The 23,539-nt window shown below is 64.4% G+C and carries 10 protein-coding genes; 8 read left to right on the top strand and 2 right to left on the bottom strand.

Annotation, left to right across the window (positions count from 1 at the left end; translation table 11 throughout):
- Position 1: 1 nt before the first annotated feature.
- Positions 2 to 4,606, bottom strand: coding sequence for an AIDA repeat-containing protein (locus tag FQ755_RS26285; RefSeq protein WP_186308661.1), 4,605 nt, complete (start codon positions 4,604 to 4,606; stop codon positions 2 to 4).
- A 1,066-nt stretch (positions 4,607 to 5,672) separates the two neighbouring features.
- Between FQ755_RS26285 and FQ755_RS26280 the strand changes: the two genes are divergently transcribed.
- The 8 genes from FQ755_RS26280 to FQ755_RS26245 all read left to right on the top strand — a co-directional run bounded on the left by FQ755_RS26280 (position 5,673) and on the right by FQ755_RS26245 (position 21,591).
- Positions 5,673 to 6,239, top strand: coding sequence for a GNAT family N-acetyltransferase (locus FQ755_RS26280; RefSeq protein WP_144157939.1), 567 nt, complete (start codon positions 5,673 to 5,675; stop codon positions 6,237 to 6,239).
- A gap of 247 nt (positions 6,240 to 6,486) precedes the next feature.
- A complete protein-coding gene (locus tag FQ755_RS26275) occupies positions 6,487 to 6,828 on the top strand; it encodes a DUF6916 family protein (protein WP_260858868.1) in 342 nt (113 codons plus the stop codon).
- 64 nt (positions 6,829 to 6,892) lie between these two features.
- Complete coding sequence (locus tag FQ755_RS26270; RefSeq protein ID WP_144157937.1) at positions 6,893 to 7,501, top strand: phage tail protein; 609 nt, start codon at positions 6,893 to 6,895, stop codon at positions 7,499 to 7,501.
- Between the two features lie 149 nt (positions 7,502 to 7,650).
- Positions 7,651 to 15,417, top strand: a complete 7,767-nt coding sequence (locus tag FQ755_RS26265; protein WP_144157936.1) for a DUF4347 domain-containing protein — start codon at positions 7,651 to 7,653, stop codon at positions 15,415 to 15,417.
- Positions 15,418 to 15,476: 59 nt separating this feature from the next.
- The gene (locus FQ755_RS26260; RefSeq protein WP_409937680.1) at positions 15,477 to 17,048 is read left to right on the top strand and encodes a TolC family protein; all 1,572 of its coding nucleotides are present in this window, start codon (positions 15,477 to 15,479) and stop codon (positions 17,046 to 17,048) included.
- Positions 17,045 to 17,995, top strand: a complete 951-nt coding sequence (locus FQ755_RS26255) for an efflux RND transporter periplasmic adaptor subunit (protein WP_313957476.1) — start codon at positions 17,045 to 17,047, stop codon at positions 17,993 to 17,995. Before FQ755_RS26260 ends, FQ755_RS26255 begins: the two co-directional genes overlap by 4 nt.
- Positions 17,996 to 18,018: 23 nt before the next feature.
- A complete protein-coding gene (locus tag FQ755_RS26250) occupies positions 18,019 to 19,437 on the top strand; it encodes an efflux RND transporter periplasmic adaptor subunit (RefSeq protein WP_144157952.1) in 1,419 nt (472 codons plus the stop codon).
- A gap of 39 nt (positions 19,438 to 19,476) precedes the next feature.
- A complete protein-coding gene (locus FQ755_RS26245; RefSeq protein ID WP_144157951.1) occupies positions 19,477 to 21,591 on the top strand; it encodes an HlyD family efflux transporter periplasmic adaptor subunit in 2,115 nt (704 codons plus the stop codon).
- Between the two features lie 374 nt (positions 21,592 to 21,965).
- Here FQ755_RS26245 and FQ755_RS26240 read toward each other — a convergent pair whose 3' ends face one another.
- Positions 21,966 to 22,922, bottom strand: a complete 957-nt coding sequence (locus FQ755_RS26240) for a tyrosine-type recombinase/integrase (protein WP_260858867.1) — start codon at positions 22,920 to 22,922, stop codon at positions 21,966 to 21,968.
- Positions 22,923 to 23,539 lie beyond the last annotated feature (617 nt).

Genomic DNA, 23,539 nt, shown 5'->3' with positions numbered 1-23,539 from the left:
CTCAGAAAGCATACCGCAGCGTGACCTGCGCGCTCTGCTCGGAACCCGCACCGGTATTCAGCCAGGCTGAATAGCCGAGCCCCACCCGCAGGTTCCTCGCGACTGTCCCCTCAATATGCACGCCAGCGCTCAATTGCGCATGCGGCAGCGACGCACCAGGCATGTCGAACCGGGTACCGTCCTGTGCGCCGAGCACGGCGGCTCGAGCCGTAGCCAGCGTCTCATGAGCGTAGTTGATGTTGAACTGCACGTCGACGGGTCTCTCGGTGCCGCCAAACTGCTTGTCCAGCGTCAGTCCCACGTACGGCTGCAGACTACGCGCGATGTTCGAGGCGACTGCCAGATCCTGGCCACCGGCACCGCTTTCGTCGTAGGCATTGGCGCGCCAATAGCCGAACTGCACCCCGACGTGCGGCGCAACCATCACACCTGCCACCCGCAGCGGCAGGCTCGCCTGCACGCCGCCTTCGACTTCGTTCGCCCCGGTGCTGCCGACGGCCGTGCCGAGAGCGCCGAATGGGCGCTTCGTATGCAGGTCGTCGTACGCGTACGACAGCGCCCCCGACAGCGATACCGGTCCGACGCTGCGCGCGCCATATAGCGACAGACGCAGCGTGTCCGCCCGGCTGCTGTCGCCGGTGCCTGTCTCGGCAATATCGCTGTGGCCGTAGCTGAACCCGACGCCAAGCGTCGTTGACTTGCCGGCCTGCCAGTCCTGGCCTGCCATGAACAGATACTGATTCGCGTCGAAGCCTGGGCTCGATGGGTTTCCGCCGACTCGCATCACGTCGCTTTGAGCAAACGCCCAAGCTTCGTGACGGGTCGGCGCACACGCCGACGTTGCGCCGCTATCGGCGTCGCTGCAGGGCGGCAACGCCCGGCCGAGAAGCTGCTCTTCGACCATCTGCGATGTAAGCACGAGGCTTGTGCCCAGCGCGCTGAACACGCTCGCGTCGCTCGGCGCCACGACGCTCGACGACGTGCCGACGGCCTTGTTGACGACCAGATCGACCGCATCCGGTTGGTACTGCACGTTCTGCTGAACTTGAGCGGCGGCCTGCCCCCCCGATGTCACGCTGCTGAACCGCCCGCTCGCCGACCCGGCCGATACGATGACATACGTCTTGCTGCTGGCGTAGGTGCCCGGATCGTACAGGAGTTTCAGGCCGCCGTTAAGCACCGCGCTGCCGGTTACCACCAACTGCGATGCAGCGGTCGGCGAGACCTCGATCGTAAGTACGGCATTTGACGTCTGCGCGTAGTTTCCGTTGATGGTTAGCGTGCCAATGGCGCCGGTCGCGTCGCTTCCGGCGAGCGGCCCTGCCGCGTGTAGTATCGCGACCGCCGCCTGTGCGACGGCGCCGGATCCGCTCACGCCCGGCTGCACGTTGCCGCCGTTGACGACCATCCCGAACACGGTACCGGTCCCAGCAAGCGTGCCCGCCGGCGCGATCTGCACGTTGCCGCCGAGCGACGCGGTGGGCGTCGCCTGGTTGCCGATCTGCAGCGTGCCGGCGCTCACGATGGTCGTGCCCGAGAAGCCACGACTGTCGCCGGTCAGCGTCAACGTGCCCGTGCCTGCCTGCGTCAGCGTGCCGCTGCCCGTCATGATGTTCGCGTAGGTCAGGCCGTCTGACCGGTTGAACGTCAACTGGCCGTCATTGACCACATCACCCGCGAGGGCGCCAGTGGTGCCCCCACTGCCGATCAGCACCTCGCTACTGCTGCTGATGCTCGCTTCGGTCACAGTCCCAAGCGCCTTGACGATGCCGCCCGCGGTGACCGTCGAGCCGTTGACCACGCCGCCGTCGTCGACGATCTGGATACCGCCGCTGCTCACGGTAGTGTCGGAGGCGATACCACCGGAGGACACGCTCTGCGTACCACCGAAATCGATGACCGTGCCGCTGGCCGACGCACCCGCCTGGACCACCTGCCCACCCCCAGCACCAACCGTTGCACTGTTGGCCGTGCCGCCAGACGAGACAATCTGGGTACCGGCGTTAGCGACGGTCGTGTGGGTCGCGACGCCCCCCGACTGGATAAATTGCGTCGCGCCGCTGCCGACCGTGGTGCCGATGTCGCTGCCGTACACCATCTGGGCGGCCCCGGCGCCGAGCAGGCTGGCGCTCGCCGTCGCACCGGCCTGCACCGTCTGCGTACCGCCAACGACTGACGCGCCTCGCGCCAGGCCGCCAGACGAAACGATCTGGCTGCCGCCGGACAACTGCACGTCGTTGCTGACCGCACCTGCGTCGACGATCTGCGTGCCGCCGGTGTTGACGATGGTGCCAATGGTGCTGGCGGCGGCTTGCACTTCCTGCAGGCCGCCATTGTTCACCATCGTGGCGCTGGAGATGCCGCCCGATGCAACCGTCTGCACCCCACCGTCGACTGTCGTGCCGACTGCCAGAGCGCCGGCTAGCACCGATTGCGTGCCACCTGCCGCCACGACCACCGCCGATGCAACCCCGCCCGCCAGCACCTGAGCACTGCCGCCGCTGTTCACCGTCGTGCCGCTTACTAAACCGCCGGAGGACACCATCTGCAAACCGCCGCTGCTAACGATCGTAGCGTCCGCTGTGCCGCCCGCTTCGATGCCTTGCGTGCCACCGGCAAAAATCGCAGTGGCGCTCGTTAGGCCGCCGGACGAGACAATCTGGTTCCCACCGGCGACGAGCACCGCGCTAGTCACGCCGCCTGCGTTCACGATTTGCGTGCCACCCGCGACGACCATCTCGCTCTGCCCGCTGCCGGTCATGTTCTGCGTGCCGCCGCTGCTGACAGTCGTGCCGACGTCAAGAGCCCCCGCGAGCACGTTCTGCGTGCCGCCGCCCAGCACCACCGTACCGCTCGCGAGTCCGCTGGATGACACTGTCTGGACGCCGCCGCTGTCGACCACAGCGCTGTCGGACACGCCATGCGCGCTAATCGTCTGCGAGCCGCCCGCCTCAATCGACGTGGCGGACGCGATGCCACCGGACGACACGATTTGCGTGCCGCTGATCAATTCCGCGCTGCTGTCGACGCCGCCCGAATAGACGACTTCCGTGCCGCCCGCTCTGATGGTCTGCGCAAAGCCGTTGCCGGACAGCAGCTCGGTGCCCCCGCTGAGCACTTGGGTGCCGCTCGCGAAGCCGCCCGCCGACACATTCTGCGTACCGCCACTGCTCACCAGCACGGCGTTCGTGATCCCGCCCGACGCGACGTTTTGCATACCGCCGCTGCTAATCACCGTGCCGCTGGCGAAACCGCCCGACGACACCACTTCGAGCCCGGACGAACCGATGACCGAGCCGGACGCGGCGCCGCCCGCCAACACGACCTCGAGGCCGTTCGAGATGTATGTGCCGTAAGCGATCCCGCCGGACATGATGGACTGGGTGCCGCCGTTGCCGACCGTCGTCGCCGACGCCACGCCGCCCGAAGATACGGTCAGCAGGCCACCGTCTTCCAGCAGTACCCCGGAGGCGATGCCGCCTGAGATGTAGAAAGTGCTGTTATCGTTGGTCCCGCCGACCAGGCCGGCGTTGGTGTCCACGACGAGCGCGCCGCCGCTCGATTGTACGATGCCGGACGCAATGCCCCCCGAGCCGATCATGATCTTGCCTGAGCTATCGAGAACCGTCCCGCTGGCGACGCCACCCGACGAGATGGACTCGATGCCGCCGCTGCTGATCGTCGTGCCGGTAGTCACCGCACCGGAAAGCACGGTCTGACTGCCGCCGTTCATGACCACCGCGTTCGTCGCGCTACCGCCCGAGGACACCAGTTCGAGCGACGACTGACCGATGATCGACGCCGTCGCCGCGCCGCCGGACAACACCGTGTCGTTGCCGTTCGACAGCACCGTGCCGTACGCGATCCCGCCGGCCGAAATAAATTGCTGGCTGCCGTCGACAGTATTGCGCGCGACCCCACCGGACAGAACGGCCTGGACCCCGCCGTTGCGGATCACCGTCGCGCTGGCCGTGCCGCCCGACGACACATTCATCGTGCCGCCGTTCTCCACCAGAACGCTTGAGGCCACGCCGCCGGAGATGGAAAATGTGCCGGCCGCATTCACACCGGACACCGCGCTGGCGAGCGTATCGGCCTGCAACACTGCACCGCTTGTCTGATTAACGCCTATCGCGACGCCACCGGCGTCGATAACAAGTCGGCCTGAACTGTTGACCGTCGCGCTGTTGGCGATACCGCCTGACGAGACCCTCAGGGAGCCGTTGCCGGTCACCGTCGTGCCGACTGCGGTGCCGCCGGAAAACACACTTTGCATGCCCTCTGAGTTCACCCGCGTCGCCGAGGCCAGGCCGCCGGACGACACGACTTCTAGGCCACCGGCGTTGACGACGGTGCCGCTCGCTATGCCACCCGTCTCCACCCATTGCGTGCCACCGTTACCGAGCGTCGTATGGTCGGCGGTGCCGAGTACGTCGATGGAGGCGCCTCCGCTGTTCGCGACCAGTCCGGTTGCGGTCACCCCGCTGCCGATGGTGGCCACCTGTGCCAGCGCGGTCCGCGATGGCACTGCAATCATGGTCACCGCGGCGATGCGGAACATCCAGGCAAGCAAACCCGACATGCGCCGACGGTTGACCGCGCGCATCGGCCGCCCCGACCGCCGACTCGTGTCGCCTATGATTTCCCCCCCGGCTATCAACGCTGCATTCACCATCGTCGCTCGTAAAGTGGGTGTACGCACCCCGATTTTTAAACCTGCCATAGGTATTTATCGGCAAGTCACGCGACAACTGAAGGCCTGAAATGCGAACTGATGACTCCGCCGCAGTCACCGCATGGATGACGCAAACGTGAGGCTCCCTGAAGAATATGGCGCTCGGTCTAAAGACTCCCCTGGATCAGGCATATCGAGTGTGCCCGATCATAGCTCTCCAGCGCGACGCGAAGATGCCGGTTCGCCGAGTATAGATTTGATCGGTACGTGGAGCGGATGCCCAGAATGAACCGCCCCGGGGCGGTTCAAAGTACCACTCTTCGTCCGACACATCCGTTGTTTATCGCCTGCGGTTTTTCATCCCTGCTAGATAACAAGTCGGACAAAAAGTCCCTAACACTCCTAACTTTCCTCCGACTCACTCTTTTCCGTCCCTTCAGAGTTGTCTGACGGAGCCGGCTCGCTAGTCGCCTCAGAGAAGATCTTCCACTTTTCGGGGCGAAGCGGTTGAAAATACGCAAATTGCTTGGCACCTCGATCTACCTGCAAAGTGACGAGGTCAAGCGTGCGCGCCAGATGGCTGAAGCCTTCGCCGCAAGATAGCCAGAAGCAAAAGCCACACGGGCGTCGCCCGCTTACTGTGCAATATTTTCGGACAGTAGCGAGACGATTATCTCGGTCACGGCGTTGGCTTCGACGCTGGGACTGGCGGCGGTGTATATCTTATAGACGGTCCAGCGAGGGATCGGGGATTCGAGGTAGAGCGTCCCCGGTCCCCGTATGTATGCCGAATGGATAAGTCGCGTTCATTGTCGGCGGCTAAATATAAATGATCTGCTCCGCTAACCAGCCGCTGCGCCCGGTAGTTGGACGGGATCGGCTTCCCGCGATCCGGATAATCCCTTACCATTGCCGTGAGAATTATCGATTGCATCACTAAACACATCCAGTTACGCTCCGGTTGCATATTCGTCTAATTACCCGGGCGTTAGCTTTCATGAGCATTACATCGGTTGTCCCAAGCGAAGTTGCCTATCTGGCGGACGATGCCAACGTACATGAAACGCTGTTTCTGCGCGCCGCGACGCCGGCAGATCGCGGGTTCCTGCGCACGGTATTCGTCAGCACGCGGGCGCAGGAATTTGCGAGTTCGGGCCTGAGTGCGCCGCAAATCACCGCGTTGCTCGTCGAGCAGTTCGACGTGCAGGACACCTATTATCGCCGGCATTATCCCGGCGCCCGGTTCGATGTCGTGATGAATGGCGGCGAACCGGTTGGGCGGCTTTATCATCACTGGGGCGAAGTCGAATTGCGCATTATCGACATTGCATTAATGCCTGTGCAGCGCGGCGCGAAGATCGGCACGCGGATCATGCATGCATTGATCACGCAGACGGCGGCGCGTGGGTTGCCGACCACGCTATATGTCGAAGCGGCGAATCCGGTGAAATCGCTTTATCAGCGGCTGGGTTTCAGAAAGCGGGGCGAAAACGGCATTTACGAGCAATGGCACCGGGAGGCGGGGCCGTTCTACGGCGCGGCGGCAACGCTGGCAGGCCTGTGAAGCAGGATGCCTGGGTGAACAGTTCGGGTGTGGATTGGTACAGCAATAAAAAACTTTATAGAAGAGACCCGGCGGGAAATATCTCCGTCAGTCGATAAAAGAACAGTTCAGTCCGGTGCGGTGCATGCCGTTAACTGAGGCAATCGAGCGTAGTAGCTGGTCGGCGGGCACGGATCGCGTCGGCGCAGCACTGCGCGTTGGGCTTACCGCGGGGGGCGGAGTGTCAGCGATACCGTGTCATGCCGAGTTGACCGATGCGATCGGTCGCACATATACCTTCGCGAGCGAGCAGGCCGGCGCCGTCGAAGTACGGCTCATAGCCGCGCCGGCGGGCACGCCGATGGACGACGAGTTCCTCTGCTATTCAGCCCACTTCGAGCTGCCCGTTGGCGTTCGTCTTCCGCAGGACACCTACCGCGTGAGCGACGCCGACGGCACCGGGTGGGACCTGTTCGCCACCCCGACACGCCCAACGGCGCAGGGCGCCGGCACGATGTGCGTCGTGATCCATCGCGCGAAAGATCAACAGGCAGCCCAGCAGCCCCAGGGCGGCGCTTCCCCCGACACCCCGACCCCAGGCCCGGCATGAGGCCGATGGTGTGCAGTCGTGAGTTGCTTTTTCTACATAACTGCTGTCCCTTCAGGAGAGGTAAATGAGCGATCCGTATATGGGCGAAATCCGCATCGTGGCTTTCGACTTTGCGCCGTATGGCTGGGCGTTGTGTCAGGGCCAGATCTTGCCGGTGCAGCAGAATCAGGCGTTGTTCACGTTGCTCGGCACCCTGTACGGCGGCAACGGCAGCACGACGTTCGGTCTGCCGAATCTGGCCAGCCGCTCGCCGGTGGGCACCGGCCAGGGCGCGGGGCTGACGGCGATTTTGACTGGCCAGGTGTCCGGGCTGGAACAGTTCACGATGACCTCTGAGCAGTTGCCGGCGCATACGCACCCGTCCGTTATTCCGCCGATGACGCTGACGGCGTCGGTCGCCGTTCCGGGCACCTCGGCGACGACCAATAGCGCGGATGTGCCATCCCCCACGGCGATTTTCGGACAGGGCGTGTACTCGGGGCACCCGATTCCGTTGTACAACACTGGCACGCCGACCACCACGATGGCGCCGTTCAACGCCAGTGTACCGTTTCCGAAGACTTTGGTTCCAATCGCTCCGGCCGGCAGTGGCTTGCCGGTGCCGTTGCGCAATCCGTACCTCGGTTTGAACTTCTGCATCGCGCTGCAGGGCATTTTCCCGACCCGCCAGTAACAGCGAACAGGCAGCACCTGGCATCGCAAAGCAGCAGTCGTAGCATGGCATAGCGGCCGCCGCCGGGTTCCTGATGGAAGCCGGCGCAGCGGTCGCGACAGCAGTCGGTTAACAGCAGGGCACAACAGCAGCCCGGTGGAGCACGCGTCATGAAGATCATCCCGCAACTTCTCAAACGTTTCGCCGGCATGCGCGATGCCGGCGACACCCGGGTCGACACGCGCGGCAGATCCACACGGATCGCCGTGACGCCGGCGCCGTTGCTGATGGCGCTCGAACCGCGAGTGGTGTATGACGCATCGGTGGGCGCGATCGCCGCGCATCCGCATGGGCACGGCGCTGAAGCCGACACGCACGCGGGCGCCGCCACGGCGACCAGTGTGACCGTGCATGCGGCGCCGAAGACGATTGCCGAGCACGATTTGCCGCACCACGGGCGCCCCGTCAAGCCAGTCAACGACACGGCAGCGCAAAGCAGCGCGGCGCCGAACACCGCCACCGCCACACCGAACACGAACACGACGAACACCGACACGCAGAAAGCCACGCAGTCCGGCGCCACGGTGGCGGCTGCTGACGTCGCGCCGCATACGGTCGTTTTCATCGACCCCAGCGTGCCGAATTATCAGATGCTGATTGCCGGGTTGCCGGCCGGCACGGAATATGTGGTGCTCAACGCGACCACCGATGGCTTCGCGCAGATCGCGGGCTATCTGCAAACGCACAAGGGCGTCGACTCGATCCAGCTGATCTCGCACGGTGCGGACGGCGAAATCCAGGCGGGCTCCACCTGGCTCAATTCGAGCGACCTGTCCGCGTACAGCGCCGAACTCACGCAGATCGGCGCGGCGATGAAGCCGGGCGGCGACTTCCTGATCTACGGTTGCGACGTCGCGCAAAACGCGGACGGTCAGTTGCTGGTGCAGGAGGTCGCGGCGCTGACGCACCTGAACGTCGCGGCATCGACCGATGCAACCGGCGCGACCGCGCTTGGTGGCAACTGGACACTCGAATACCAGGTCGGCACCGTGCATACGGCGGTGATCGAATCCGCCGCGGTGGAGCAGCAGTTCAATGCCTTGCTCGGCGTCACGGTCGAGACCTACGACCAGGCCGCCAACGGTAATTTCGTCGCGAATAACGCCACCAGCTTCACGCTCGACGGCGTCACGTACACGACGGACCAGGCGGTCAATTCCGGCGCCTTCAACGACTCGAATGCGCCGTTCGGACCGACCAACATCACCGACTCGTCGACGGACGGCGTGCTGCAGATCAACTTCGACGGCAGCGCGATGAGCACGATGACCATCACGATGGCGAGCGGTCAGAAGTTTACCCTTAGCAGCTTCGATCTGGATTCGGTTAACGGCGATCTGTATATCGAAGCAAACGGCGATCCGTCCACGCGTGTTCAGATCGCGACTGCGACCGAAGGGTTTTTCACCGGGACCGTCGACCTCTCGACCAATGCAAACTTCAGGAACGTCACCTCGGTGACGTTCGTCGACCTGAACGACAGCGGTAATCTGACGACGTCGCTCGACAACCTGGCTTACAGCCTTTCCGGACCGACGCTCACCGTATCGTCCCCCAGCACCACCTTCACCTCCGGCGACAACACGGCCTCCACGCCGGTCGCGGTGAACAGCAGCATCGCCTTCGCCGACACCAGCGCCACCACCGCCCAGTCCGCCACCATCAGCATCGCCAACTTCAAGACCGGCGACGAACTTCTGTACACACCGGTCTCCGGTATCTCAGGGGTCTACAGCAACGGCGTGCTGACGCTGACCGGCAGTGCGACGATTGCGCAATGGCAGAGCGTGCTCGAATCGATCACGTTCACCAACACGCAGATCACGCCGGACGCCACCACCCGCACGATCAACTTTTCGATCACCGACAGTGCCGGGTCGACCGCCACCGCAACGAGCAGCATCGCGGTCGTCGATGTCGATCAGTCGCCGATCGTCACCACCTCCGGTGGCGCTACCGCGTACACCGCCGGCGCCGCCGCGAAGGCGATCGACACCGGCGTGACCGTCACCGACAGCGACTCCACGAGCCAGACCGGTGCGACGGTGAAGATCAGCAACGTCGCCACCGGCGACACGCTGAGCTTCAGCAATACCAATTCGGCGCTCTACGGTAATATCTCCGAAGCGTCGTACTCCGGCGGTGTGCTGACGCTGACCGGCACGGCCACCGACGCGCAATATCAGAACGCGCTCGAAGCCGTCACGTTCTCGGCCGGCGCCGGCACAACCGCTGGCTCGCGCACCATCACCTTCCAGACTTCCGACGGCACGAAAACCAGCGCGGCGGCGACCAAGACCGTCAATGTGACGGTGTTGCCGGTCGTGGTGACGGACACAGGGTCGACGGCGTTTGTGGCCGGCGACAACACCGCGTCGACCCCGGTGCTGGTCGATCCGGGCCTGACCGTGAGCGATTCGCAGAAGGGCACGTTGAACTCGGCCACCGTGACGATTGCCAACGTCGTGGCATCTGAAGACAGCTTGTCGTTCACGAACAACCCGTCGACGATGGGCAACATTTCCGGCAGCTATAACGCGACGGCCGGCGTGCTCTCGCTGAGCTCGGCCGGCGGCACCGCGACGCTCGCGCAATGGCAGGCCGCACTGCGTTCGATTACCTACACGGACTCGGCGATCACGCCGAACAATGCCAACCGTACGATCTCGTTTGTCGTCAACGACGGTATCAGCAGCAGCACGTCGGTGAATCGCACGGTGACCGTGCAGGACACCGACCAGTCACCGGTCCTCACGCTCTCCGGCGGCAGCGCCACCTACGTGGCGGGCGCGCCGGCGGCCATCGTCGACAACGGCGTCACGGTGACCGACCGCGATTCCAGCCCGCTGCTGTCGGCGACGGTAAAGATCACCGGCGGTCTGCAGACCGGCGACACGCTGACGTTCGTCAACGACGGCTTCGTGACCGGCGTCTATGACAGCGGCGCCGGCACGCTGACGCTGACCGCGACCGGCAGCGTCAGCGACGCGCAATGGATGACCGAACTCGACAAGGTCCAGTTCTCCAGCGCCGCCAATGCGACGGCCGGCGCGCGCACGCTCTCGTACTCGGTGAAAGACGTCGGCGGGGCAACCAGCAACACGGCGACGCGTAACGTCAACGTGGTCGTCGCGCCGCTCGTGACGACCGATTCCACGCCCGCCATCTTCATTAGCGGCGACAACGTCGCGTCGACACCGCTTACGGTCGACAGCGGGATAACGGTGGCCGACGGCAGCAGCACGACGCTCGTCTCCGCAACGGTGCAGATCACCACCAACTTCAATGCGGGCGAAGACCTGCTGATCTATACGGCCAGCGGGGCGACCGGCGACATCGTCGGCTCGTACAACGCGTCGACCGGCATTCTGACGCTGACCTCGGCGTCGCACGCGACGCTCGCGCAATGGCAGGCCGCGTTGAGGGCGATCCAGTACGACGACCTCGCGGTCACGCCGAGCGGCACGAGCCGCACGATCGCGTTCACCGTGAACGACGGCGCCAACAGCAGCCCGACCGCGACCCGTACCGTGACCTTGCAGGATACCGACCAGACGCCGATTGTCACGCTGTCGGGCAGCAATGGTGGGTACACGGCGGGCACCGCCGCGACCACGATCGACAACGGCATCACGATCACCGACCTCGACAACACGACGCTCGCGTCGGCGACCGTCTCGATCGGCACCGGCTTCCATGCGGGCGACACGCTGTCGATCGCCAACGACGGCATCGTGACCAGTTCGTACAATGTGACCACCGGCCAACTGACCCTCAACGCGATCGGCAGCGTCAGCGTCTCGCAATGGATGACCGAACTCGACAAGGTCCAGTTCTCCAGCGGCGCCAGTGCGCCGACCGGCGCGCGCACGATTTCGTACGTAGTGAACGACGGCACGGACAACAGCGCGCCGGAGTCGCGTACGGTGACCGTGACCGGCGTGCCGGTCGTGACGGTCGACTCCGGTTCTGCCTCGTTCGTCGCGGGCGACAACACGGCGTCGACGCCGGTCGCGGTCGACAGCACGATCACGCTGGCCGACAGCAGCAGCACGACACTTGCGTCGGCGACGGTGAAGATCAGCAGCAACTTCAATGGGGGCGAAGACGTGCTGCTGTTCACGTCCAATCCCGCGACCATGGGCGACATCGTCGGCTCGTACGACGCGTCGAGCGGCACCCTGACGCTGAGCTCGGCGTCGCATGCCAGCCTCGCGCAATGGCAGGCCGCGTTGAGGTCGATCCAGTATGAAGACACCGCGATTACGCCGGTCGACGCGACCCGCACGATCTCGTTCATCCTCAACGACGGCGCCAACAGCGGTCCGACCGCGAGCCGCACGGTGACCGTGCAGGATACCGACCAGACACCGGTGGTCGGCACGTCGAGCGGCACGACCCCGTTCGTCGAAAGCGACAACGCGACGTCGCCGCCGGTCGTGGTCGACGCCGGCGTGACGGTGAGCGATCTCGACAGCACGACGCTGACGTCCGCGGTGGTGTCCATCAGCGGCAACTACCAGCCCGGCGAGGATGTGCTGGCCTTCAACAATACCGATTCGAGTGCGTTCGGCAATATCAGCGCGTCGTTCGATGCGACCACCGGCAGGCTGACGCTGACCGGCAACGCAACGGTCGCGCAATGGCAGGCGGCGCTGCGCACGGTGACGTACACGGACACGGCGATCATCCCGGACACGACGCAGCGCATAATCAGTTTCACCGTCAACGACGGCACGCGGGACAGCCTCGCCAGCACCAAGGCCGTATCGGTCGCGGGCACCGACCAGAGCCCGGTGCTGACCCCCTCGGTTGGCGATACGACCTATCTGCCGGGCAGCGCCGCGCACACGATCGACGGCGGCGCTACGCTGACTGACACCGACAGCACGACCATGGCGTCGTTGACGGTCCAGTTCACGACCGGTTTCCAGAGCGGCGACCAGTTGAGCCTGAACTTCAACGCGGCGACGATGAGCAACAACTTCAACGTCACGTACGACTCGACGGCAGGCATCCTGACGATTACCCGCACCGGTACGATGACCCTGGCGAACTGGCAGGCGATCGTCGACAACGTGCAGTTTTCGACGGCTGCGGGTGTGGCGCTCGGCGCGCGCACGATATCGGTCGTGACATCGGACGGCGTGAAGGACAGCAACGCGCTGTCGTATGAAATCGACGTGATCAGTTCCGCGCCGCAGGTGTCGACCACCAGCACCGGCGACGCCGCGTTCATCGCCGGCGACAACACCCCCGGCACGCCGGTCGCGGTGGACGGCGGCATCAGCGTGTCCGATCCGCTCGGCAATACGCTTGTCCAGGCGACGGTGTCCATCACCACGAACCTCCATTCCGGCGAGGACGTGCTGCTGTTTGCCAACGACGGCCTGACGATGGGCGACATCACCGGTAGCTACAACGCGTTGACCGGCACGTTGACGCTATTCTCGGCCAGCGGCACCGCGACCGATGGGCAATGGGACGCCGCGCTGCGCGCCGTGATGTATACCGACACCGCCACGACGCCGAATACGGCGACGCGCACGGTCAGTTTCTCGATCACCGACGGCATGCAGATCAGCACCGCGTTGACCCGCGACATCACGGTGGGTGCGGTCGACCAGAGCCCGGTCGTGGCGACCTCGAGTGGCGATGCGACATACGTCGAGGGCGACAACGTGGTGACGACGGTGGCGGTCGATAGCGTGATCACCGTGACGGACGCCGACAACACCACGCTCGCGTCGGCCACGGTCGCGATCACCGCCGGCTTCCACGCAGGCGAAGATCAACTGGCGTTCGACAGCCATAACGACACCGCGACGTTCGGCAACATCGTCGGCTCGTACGATGCATCGAACGGGGTGATGACGCTGACCTCGTCGGGCAACTCGGCGACGCTCGCGCAGTGGCAGGCCGCGTTGCGCGCGATCACCTACTCCGACACAGCGGTCACGCCCGACACCACGCAGCGCACGATCAGCTTCACCGTCAACGACGGGACCAACAACAGCGCGATCGGCACCAAGGCGATCGACCTGACGGGAACCGAACAGTCGCCGGTGGTGACGGCGTCGTCGGGCGATCAGAGTTTCGTGTCCGGCGACAATGCGACGTCGACGCCAGTCGCGATCGACAGCGGCCTCGCGGTCACCGACAGCGATAGCAGCACGCTCTACTCGGGCACGGTCGCGATCACCGGCGGCTTCCATGCGGGTGAAGATCAACTGGCGTTCCACAGCGACCCGGCGACGTTCGGCAACATCACCGGTTCGTATAACGCGTCGACCGGCGTGATGACGCTGACCTCGGCGGACCACACGGCGACAGTCGCGCAATGGCAGGCCGCGCTCGACTCGATCACTTACGTCGACACGGCGGTGGCCCCGGCCGGCGCGACGCGCACGATCAGCTTCACCGTCAACGACGGCACTAAAGACAGCATCACGGCCACGCGCACGATCGACCTGACGGCGACCACGCAGACGCCGAGCCTCGTCGATGGCGGAGGCGCGAGCGCGACGTTCACTGCCAGCGGCGCGGGCGCGACGCCGGCTCCGGTTGTCGACTCCGGTTTCACGATCCACGATGTCGACACCAACGCGCTGCCTACTTCGGCGCAGGTGTCGATCGGCGACGGTTTCGCGCCGGGCAAGGACGTGCTGGCGTTCACCAGCAGCGCTGCAACCGGCGACATCGGCGCGAGCTACGATGCGAACACGGGTGTGCTGACGCTGCATTCGGCGAGCGGCACCGCGACGATCGCGCAATGGCAGGCCGCGCTGGCCGCGGTCACCTACGCGGACACGGCTGCCGAAACCGTCAGCAGCAGCCGCACGATCAACATCACTCTCGACATCGGGGACAAGAGCGCGAGCGCGACGCGCACTGTGAATGTCGCGGCGGGCGCAGTCGTTACGCCGCCCTCATCGCCCCCGCCTTCATCTCCATCGCCGTCCGTGACCGACTCCGGTCAGCCGCACCCGCCGACGCCGCTCACGCTGCCGCCGCGCTCGCCGTTTGTTGGTGGCTACACGGCGACGGCCCCGGCCGCCACGTCGCTCGCCGCGTCTGCGTCGGACACAATTACCACCTTCCCGCTGGACCTCGGCGACAGCATTTCGAATCCGCTGATCGTGCTCGACGCATTCGCCAACGCGCCGGATCTCGGCGCGATTCCGGTTCCGCACACCGCGACTTTCTCGACCGGCGACTTCGGCGAACTGGGGGCGAGCAACGGTTCCGGCACGGGTGCGGGCACGCATTGGCACGGCTCGCTGAGCCAGACTTCGGTCGAGCTGTCGCAGCCAGTGTCGACACCGGACGTGGCCCGGACATCGCCCGATCTGGCGAATCAGACGGTGCGGGGACGTACCGCAGCGGACCAGAGTTTCATGATTTCGCTGCAGCCGACGCTGCGCGCCGACGGTCTGCCGGCGAGCGCCGATACGCACGTCGAACTGCGTCTCGCCGACGGCCGTCCGCTGCCGGGCTGGGTGCATTTCGATCCGGTACACGGCACGCTGAGCGGCAGGGCGCCGGCCAACCAGCGCGATCTGAGGATCGCGATCATCGAACGCGATGCGGCCGGTCAGCAGACGCGCCGCGACGTGACGGTCGAGTTCAACGGCCGCCAGTCGCATGTCGAGCGTGTGCCCGCGCATGGGGCGACGCGTACGCCGTCGTCGGGCGCGATCAAGGCGCCGAACGTATTGAAAGCACCGCACGCCGCGTTGCCCGATGCACCGCTTGCCAAACCGTCGCTCGCCGAACAGTTCGCTCGCGCGCATGCCGTGCTGCACGTCGCGCGGCCCTCGGTTGTGTCCCAAGTCGCGGCGCTCAGCGGCGTGCCTGTCGCCGAGACCGCGGAGTAAAGCCACGCATGACGTCACGCCATTTTCCCAATTCAATAACTTTGCAAAAGAGAGACGAAGTGAACTCCTCCACCGTAGCGGTACGTACACCGCGTCCTGCGCTGCTGGCGCTGTCGCTCGCCCTGATCTGGCTGTCGGGCTGCGCGGTCAAACCCGCGCCGTTTACCGACGCCGAACGCACCCAGACCGCGCAGACCGACCGTACCTCGATGTTCGCGCAGCAGCAGCCGGTGAGCGGACCGATCACGCTCGACGAAGCGATGGCGCGCGCGATCCGCTACAACCTCGATCATCGGCTGAAGATGATGGAAGAAGCGCTCGCGCAGAAGCAGCTCGATCTGTCCAACTTCGACCTGCTGCCGAAGCTGACCGCGCAGGCCGGCTATACGACGCGCAATCACGAACTGGCGTCGTCGTCGACCAACGTATTTACCAACGAACAATCGTTGGCGCCGTCGTATTCGACCGATAAGAACGACCGCACCGCGGATCTGTCGTTCTCGTGGAATCTGCTCGACTTCGGCGTCAGCTATTACGAAGCGAAAGAGCAGGCCGACCATGTGCTGGTGCTCGAACAGCGCCGCCGCAAGGTCGTGCAACTGATGATGCAGCAGGTGCGCGAAGCGTACTGGCAGGCGACCGGCGCACAGCGTCTGCGTGACCGGATCGCGCCGCTGCTCGATCAGGTGCGCAGCGCGCTGAACGACTCGCGCCAGGCGCAGCACGAAAACCTGCGCTCGCCGCTCGACACGCTGAACTATCAGCACGCGCTGCTCGATCAACTGCGTCAGCTCGAAGAGATTCGCGATCAGCTCGAAGAAGCGAAACCGCGTCTGGCGTCGCTGATGAATCTGGAGCCGGGCAAGGATTACACGCTGGCGCCGCCGAAGGATTTCGCCGCGCCGAACTTCGACATGCCGATGGAGCAGATGGAAGAGACTGCGCTCGAACGTCGTCCGGAACTGGTCGAAGCGAGCTATAACGAGCGGATCAGCGTCAACGAAACCCATAAGGCAATGGCGAAGATGCTGCCGGGGATCGAGTTCAGCCTCGGCACCCATTACGACAGCAATAGCTTCCTCGTCTACAACGCATGGCGCGCGGCCGGCATCAGCGTGAGCTGGAACCTGCTGAATCTGCTGAACGTGAAGAACATTCGCGGCATGGCGAATGCGCAACTCGAAGTCGCCAAGACCCAGCGCCTTGCGTTGAGCATGGCGGTGCTCACGCAGGTTCACGTCGCGCGTACCGAGTTGAGCGCGAAGCAACGCCAGTTCGATCTGCTCAAGCAGTTGAACGACGTCGACCAGCAGATCCTCGAACACACGCACAACGCGACGCAGGCGAACGCTCAGGGTAAGCTCGAAGAAATTCGCGCCGCCTCTGGCGCGATGATGTCGGAGCTGCGGCTCTATCAGAGCTACGGCGAACTCGAAAACGCGTACGGCCAGTTGCTCGCGACACTCGGTCTCGATCCGGTGCCGGATAGCGTGAGCGGTCACGATCTGGCGTCGCTGCAGCAATCGATCGATAGCGAGCAGCAGCGCTGGGCCGCGCTGGGTCGCGCGAATGGCGGCGGCTCGACGGGTGTGGGCGGCGCGAACGCAGTAACCGGAGTCAAGACGCAATGAAGTGGTCGCAGTTGGCAGGGTGCAGTGCTGTAGCAAGACCCGTAGCAATGCTGTCGTCGGCGCGAGCGTTTGCGCCGGCGCTGACGATGGTGTCCGCGGTGTTGTTCGCCGCGTTATCGGCGCAGCCGGCATGGAGCGCTGCGCCGGCTGCGGTAGTCGCGGCGGCGCCGGCGCCCGCAACGGCTGCAAAGGCGGCCGTCAATGCGACGCCGGCCTCCCCACAAGGGCCGCAAGCGGCACAGTCTGCACAGTCGGCGCAAGCGGCGCAGTCCGATCTGTCCGGCGACGGCAGCCGCATCCGCATTCAACTGGTGGCGCGCGATCAGGTCGATCTGTCGAGCGAAGTCGCCGCGAAAATCGCCACACTGCCGTTTCGCGACGGCGACGCGTTCCGCGCCGGCCAGACGCTGGTGTCGCTCGATTGCTCGCTGTACGCGGCGCAATTGCACAAGGCGCAAGCCGAAGCGGGCGCCGCGAGCGATCTGTTGCAGGTCGACCAGCGCCTCGCGCAACTGCATTCGGTCGGCGAACTCGAAGTTCAGCAGGCCGCCGCCAAGCTGAAGGCCAGCAACGCCGAAATGGCCTACATGCAGGCGACGGTGCGCAAATGCGTGATCACCGCGCCGTTCGACGGCCGCGTATCGAAACGCTCGGCCGCGCCGCAGCAGTTCGCCGAAGCCGGCAAGCCGCTGCTGACGATCGTCGACACCAGTCACCTCGAACTGAAAATGATCGTGCCGTCGAAATGGCTTGTCTGGCTGAAGCCAGGTCACGCGTTGAGCGTGCAGGTGGATGAAGTCGGCAAGACCTATCCGGCCAAAGTCGCGCGGATCGGTGCGCGCGTGGACCCGGTCACGCAGACCGTCGACGTGACGGCCGCGCTGACCGGCAGCGTGTCCGAGCTGCTGCCCGGCATGAGCGGTTGGGCCACCTTCGCGACGCGGTGAGCGGCATGAACGGTCTTGGCGGCATGCAACCTTCCGCGCCCACCCCGGATGACGCCGCCTCGTCGCAGAACGTGCGCATCGACGCGCAGCAGCTCGCGCTGATGTGGCAGCTCGCGTCGCGCGCGCGCAGCGCCGCGAGCGAGGCGACCTTGGGCTTCACGATCATCAATGAAACGCTGGCGCTGGTTCCGTACCGCCAGTCGGCCTGGTGGCGGGGCACCGCGCCCGGCAGCGTCGCCGCCGTGTCCGGTTTGCCGCAAAGCGACCCGAATGCGCCGTACGTGCAATGGCTCGGCGGTCTGTGCCGTGCGTTGGCGCGCGGCACTGCTGCGGGCGTCGACGTGCCGCCGGTATCGCAACCGAAGTCGTTCACCGCTGCGGATCTGAAAACCGACGCGCCGGCCATCGCCGACGAATGGGACGCGTGGTGGCCGGAGCACGGCTTATGGCTGCCGCTGCTCGACCGCCAGGGGCATCCGCTTGGCGGTCTCGTGTTCGCACGCGATACGTCGTGGACGCAGACCGATTACGCGCTGCTCGCCGAACTCGGCCAGGTGTGGGCGCATGCATTCGAAGCGTTCGGCCCGCGTCCGTCGTGGCTCGAACAGGCGCGTGCAGTGCTGCGGCCTGGCCGTCAACAGCGCCGCGTGCTGATCGGCCTCGCGATCCTGTGCGTGATCCCGATGCGCCTGAGCGTGCTGGCCCCCGCCGAAGTCACGCCGAAAGATCCGTTCGTGGTGCGTGCGCCGCTGGACGGCGTGATCGACCGCCTGTACGTGCAGCCGAATCAGCCGGTGCAGCGCGGCACGCCGCTGCTCGGGCTCGATCCGACCACCTTGCAGTCGCGCTATGCGCTCGCCCGTAAAGACTTTGACACTGCGCAGGAAGAGTACCGGCAGACCGCGCAGCTCGCCGTCACCGACGACCGCAACCGGCTCGACATGGCCGATCGCAAGGGCAAGCTCGACCAGAGCGCGGTGCAGCTCGACTACACCGCCGCGCAACTCGCACGCGTGCGCGTGAGCGCGTCGCGTGCGGGGGTCGCCGTGTTCGCCGATCCGAACGAGTGGACCGGCAAGGCGGTCGCCGTCGGCGAACGGATTCTGCTGCTGGCCGATCCCGCGCACGTCGAGCTGACCGCGTATGTGCCGGTGGCCGACAACGTCGACGTGACGCCGGGGCAGACCATCACGCTGTATCCGAAGAGTTCGCCGCTCGCCACCTACGAAGCGCGTATCGACACGGTCGCCTATCGCGCCGAGCCGACGCCCGACGGCGTGCTCGCGTATCGCGTGAAAGCCAGCTTCAATGACACCGACGCGAGCGCGCAGCCGCCGCTCGGCGCGATGGGCAGCGCGCGGGTTCACGGCCGCTGGGTGCCGCTCGTATATTACGTGCTGCGCCGCCCATTGACGCTCGCGCGTCAATGGCTCGGCTGGTAACGCGGTGCGCTTCACTAGCTTCACAGGCTTATGAACTCCATACCCCGACTCCCGCAACTTCGCCAGGAACTGACGCTGACCGCCGGTACGGCGTCGCCCGAAGGCGCGCCGACGTGGATGCTGCACGACCCGGCGTCGAACCGGTTTTTTCAGATCGGCTGGCCCGCGTTCGAACTGCTGTCGCGCTGGTCGCTCGACGACCCTGTGGCGATTGTCGCGAGCGTGAATCACGACACCACGCTGAACGTCACGCTCGCCGATCTCGAGGCCTTGCTGCGGACGCTGAACCACCAGAATCTGCTGGTGTCGAAAAGCGCGGCCGACACCGCCCGGCTGCAGGCGCACGCCGATGCGAGCCGTCTCGGTCAGGCGATGTGGCTGCTCAAGCATTATCTGATGATCCGCATTCCGCTGTGGCATCCGATGCCGTTTCTGCGGCGTGCCGCGCGTTTTGCGTCGTTCGCGTATCTGCCGGCGTTCTGGGGCGTGGTCGCGAGTTGCGCGGTGATCGGGCTGTTTCTGGTGTCGCGTCACTGGGACGAATTCGTGCATACGTTCCATGGTTACGCGGATTTGCAGGGTATCGTCGCGGTCGGCATCGCGCTCGGCTGCGCGAAGGTGCTGCACGAATTCGCCCATGCGTTCACCGCGCAGCGCTATGGTTGCCGCGTGCCGACCATGGGTGTCGCGTTTCTCGTGATGCTGCCGGTGCTCTACACCGACACCACCGAAGCGTGGAAGGTGCCAAGCCGCGCACGGCGTCTGCGGATCGGCGCGGCCGGCATGCTGAGTGAAATCGCGCTCGCCGCTTTCGCGACGCTCGCGTGGAGCCTGCTGCCCGACGGACCGCTGAAAGCCGGCGCGTTCCTGCTCGCGACCACCACGTGGATCGGCACGCTCGCGATCAACGCGAGCCCGTTCATGCGCTTTGACGGCTACTTCCTGCTGTCCGACTGGCTCGACATGCCGAACCTGCACGACCGCGCGTTCGCGCTCGGCCGCTGGTGGCTGCGCGAGTGGCTGTTCGGTTTTGGCGATCCGCAGCCGGAACCGTGCGCGCCGTCGCGGCGGCGCTTTCTCATCGGCTTTGCGTTCGCGACGTGGCTGTACCGGCTCGTCGTGTTCTTCTCGATCGCGCTGGTCGTCTATCACGCATTTTTCAAGGTGCTGGGGATGGCGCTGTTTTGCGTCGAGTTTGGCTGGTTCATCATGCGGCCGCTGGTGCGCGAGATGTCGGTGAGCTGGAAACGGCGCGTCGAACTGCACTGGTGCAAGGAGACGAAACGTACCGCGTTGCTTGGCGCGCTGCTGTTCGGCCTGCTCGTGTTGCCGTGGCATGCCGGCGTGAGCGCGCCCGCGGTGTTCGGGCCGCAGCAGGCGCAAGGCCTGTACGCGGTCGAGGCCGGCTATCTGGCCGCGTCGCCGCCGCCGGCGCATGCCGGTCAGCAGGTGCAGGCGGGCACGGTGCTCGGCGTGGTGGTGTCGCCGGATCTGGTCTACAAGTTGAAGGGTGCGCAAGCGGATGAAGCGGTATTGCGCTGGCAGGTCGAACAGCAGGCCTTCGACGACCGTTTGCGCGAGCAGGGCGTCGCGCTGACCAGACGCTGGGACGCGGCGCGTCAGACGATTGCCGGTTTGCAGGCGGAGATCGACCAGTTGACGATTCGCGCGCCGTTCGCCGGCACGCTCGACATCCCCGGCGACGCGCTGGCGGCTGGCACCTGGGTGCCGCGCGGCGAGCATCTGTTCGACGTGATCGGGCCGGCCGGCATCAAGGGCGATGCCTTCGTCGACGAGAACGACGTGACGCGTGTCGCGGCCGGTGACCGTGCGACTTTCGTCGCGTCGCTTGCGGAGATGCGGCCGGTGCAATGCAAGGTGCTGGCGGTCGACAAGGTCAACCTGAGTACGCTCGACGAACCGTCGGTGGCGAGCGTCTACGGCGGCACGATTCCCGCCGAGCTGGACGCGAAGACGCATCAGGCGGTGCCGTTACAGGCGATCTGGCGGGTGCGGATCGGCGACTGCGACAACGGCCGTGCATTGAGTCGCGAACTGACGGGCATGGCGACGCTGGGCGTGGGACGCGAGAGTTACGCGGGGCGCTGGATTCGCGCACTGGTGGCGATCGTGCAGCGCGAGGCGGGGTTTTAGTCCCAGGCCGGTCATCGGCCGCAATATTTTTTGACGACCTTCGGCGGTCGTGCGTCGAAGGTCTTATATCAGCAGCGGAGTGACAAATTTATTTCGCGCGCGGCAAACTTTTACTGAGTATGGCTCGTCACGCTTTCAGAGCGCAAGAAGTCCCGAGTTGACGACTTTATAGTCGCAACGTTGACATCTTTAATGCGTTCTACGGCAGACGAGCGTCGGATTCGGCCGATGCATAGGTCTCGAACGTGAGTCGACGAATGGCCGTTGTCCCTCGAAGGCGGCCCTAAAGGTTGAGTTGGCTCGACAGGCCGGAACGGGTCGAACTGAGACGACCGAAAGCGCAAACACGTTGAGACGGACAGCAGTTGACGCGCCTACTCGTAGGCGATTTTGAAAGTGGGTGATTGTTCCGGCCGGCTCTTGCGGCGGTCGTACAGGCGTGTCGTTGCGATGTTGGCGTGACCAAGCCATTCCTGCACCTTGGCGATGTCTGCCTCGTGTTCGAGCGCGTTCGTCGCGGCAGTCGCGCGAAGGCTATGTACGCCGAATCCATCTGCTGATATCTTGGCCTGCGCTGCGTAGGCAAGCACGCATTTGTAGACTCCATCAGCGGTGATTGACGTGCCGATCTTGCGTACTGGCTGGAATAGTGGAGTGTCGGGCGCCATGCCGTGCCCAGCAACTTCGAGATACGCATGAATGCGTTCGGCGCTGGCCGGATGCAAAGGAACATAGCGGATCTTGTCTCCCTTTCCGTGAATGCGCAGATGAGGCACGCCGCGCCGGTTGTGGATATCGCGAACTTTGAGCAAACACAGTTCTTCGCGACGCAGGCCGTGATACAGCAGCACCGAGAGCATGGCGCGGTCGCGCTTGCCTTTTAATGTATCGGGTTCAGGCGCGTCGAGAAGTGCTCGGGCCTCGTGGTCGCCGATTGCAGGTGTCTTGCCTTCGTTGCTATTGCCCTTGGGTCGTTTGACGCCTGCGACGGGGTTCAGTAAAACAGCGTTTTTCTCGCCGAGATAGTCGAACAATGAAGATAGCGCGGCGAGTTTGCGTCGGACCGTTGCTCCCGACAATTGACGACCTTCAAGATGCTTTCGCCACGCCAACACATGCGCACGAGCGATGGTGCGAAACTGCTCCGGCTGTGTGATCCCGATGAAACCCATAAAGTCGCGTAGATCGATCTGATAGGCGCGACGGGTGCGGGCGTTATTCAGATTAGCGAACCACTCGACCTCGGGCGGTACGTCAGAGAGCCGGTGGAATTCGGCGGCGGTGAGAGATCGAGGGGAGTGCTGAAACGTGGGGATTATTCTGTTTGACACGGATTTTCCTTTTTCTCCGTGCCGTGTGCAATTGAATGGATTGTAATCAGTTTTATTATTTTGATGCGATTGTCAAAGTTGAAAGCATTAATGGTGGCGCACGGCACTATCGATAACGTATTTTATCAATAGTCGTTTGATAGCGATGATGCAAATAACTTTGGCGAATATCGCAAGGATTGGCGCTGATTGACTCACGGACGTTATCCGCTATCGGTAGAAAGGGCGAGCACCCGAAATGCTCGCCGAGCCAGCCAGGGACAACCAATGTTCAGGCGGCGCGCTTACGAGTTGTCGCAGGTTTGTCGGCCTTCTTTTTTGCGACTGGCGTGGCCCTGCGCGTGACAGCTTTCTTGGGAAGAGGTTCAGGCAGCGGAACTACGCGCTTGACATCGGAGGCCGCCTCCAACACTTTAGCGAATTGCGCCCATGAATATTTGTGCGCGTTGACTTTGTTTCCTTTCGGCCACCATTCAACTGAACCTTTGCTAAGGAAGGTCTGAACAAATCATTTTCAGCCTGACTGTTCGCCACATTCGAAATTGGCGGGTCTCGAAAGTCGTTTTCTTGTTGGGAACCGAATGAATACCGACCAGAAATTGATCTCGATGTTTGAA

This window comes from Paraburkholderia sp. BCC1885, assembly GCF_900996235.1.
In the GTDB taxonomy this organism is placed as follows: domain Bacteria; phylum Pseudomonadota; class Gammaproteobacteria; order Burkholderiales; family Burkholderiaceae; genus Paraburkholderia.
Note: the sequence above shows the minus strand (reverse complement) of the source record. Positions and strands in the feature narration are given on the sequence as shown.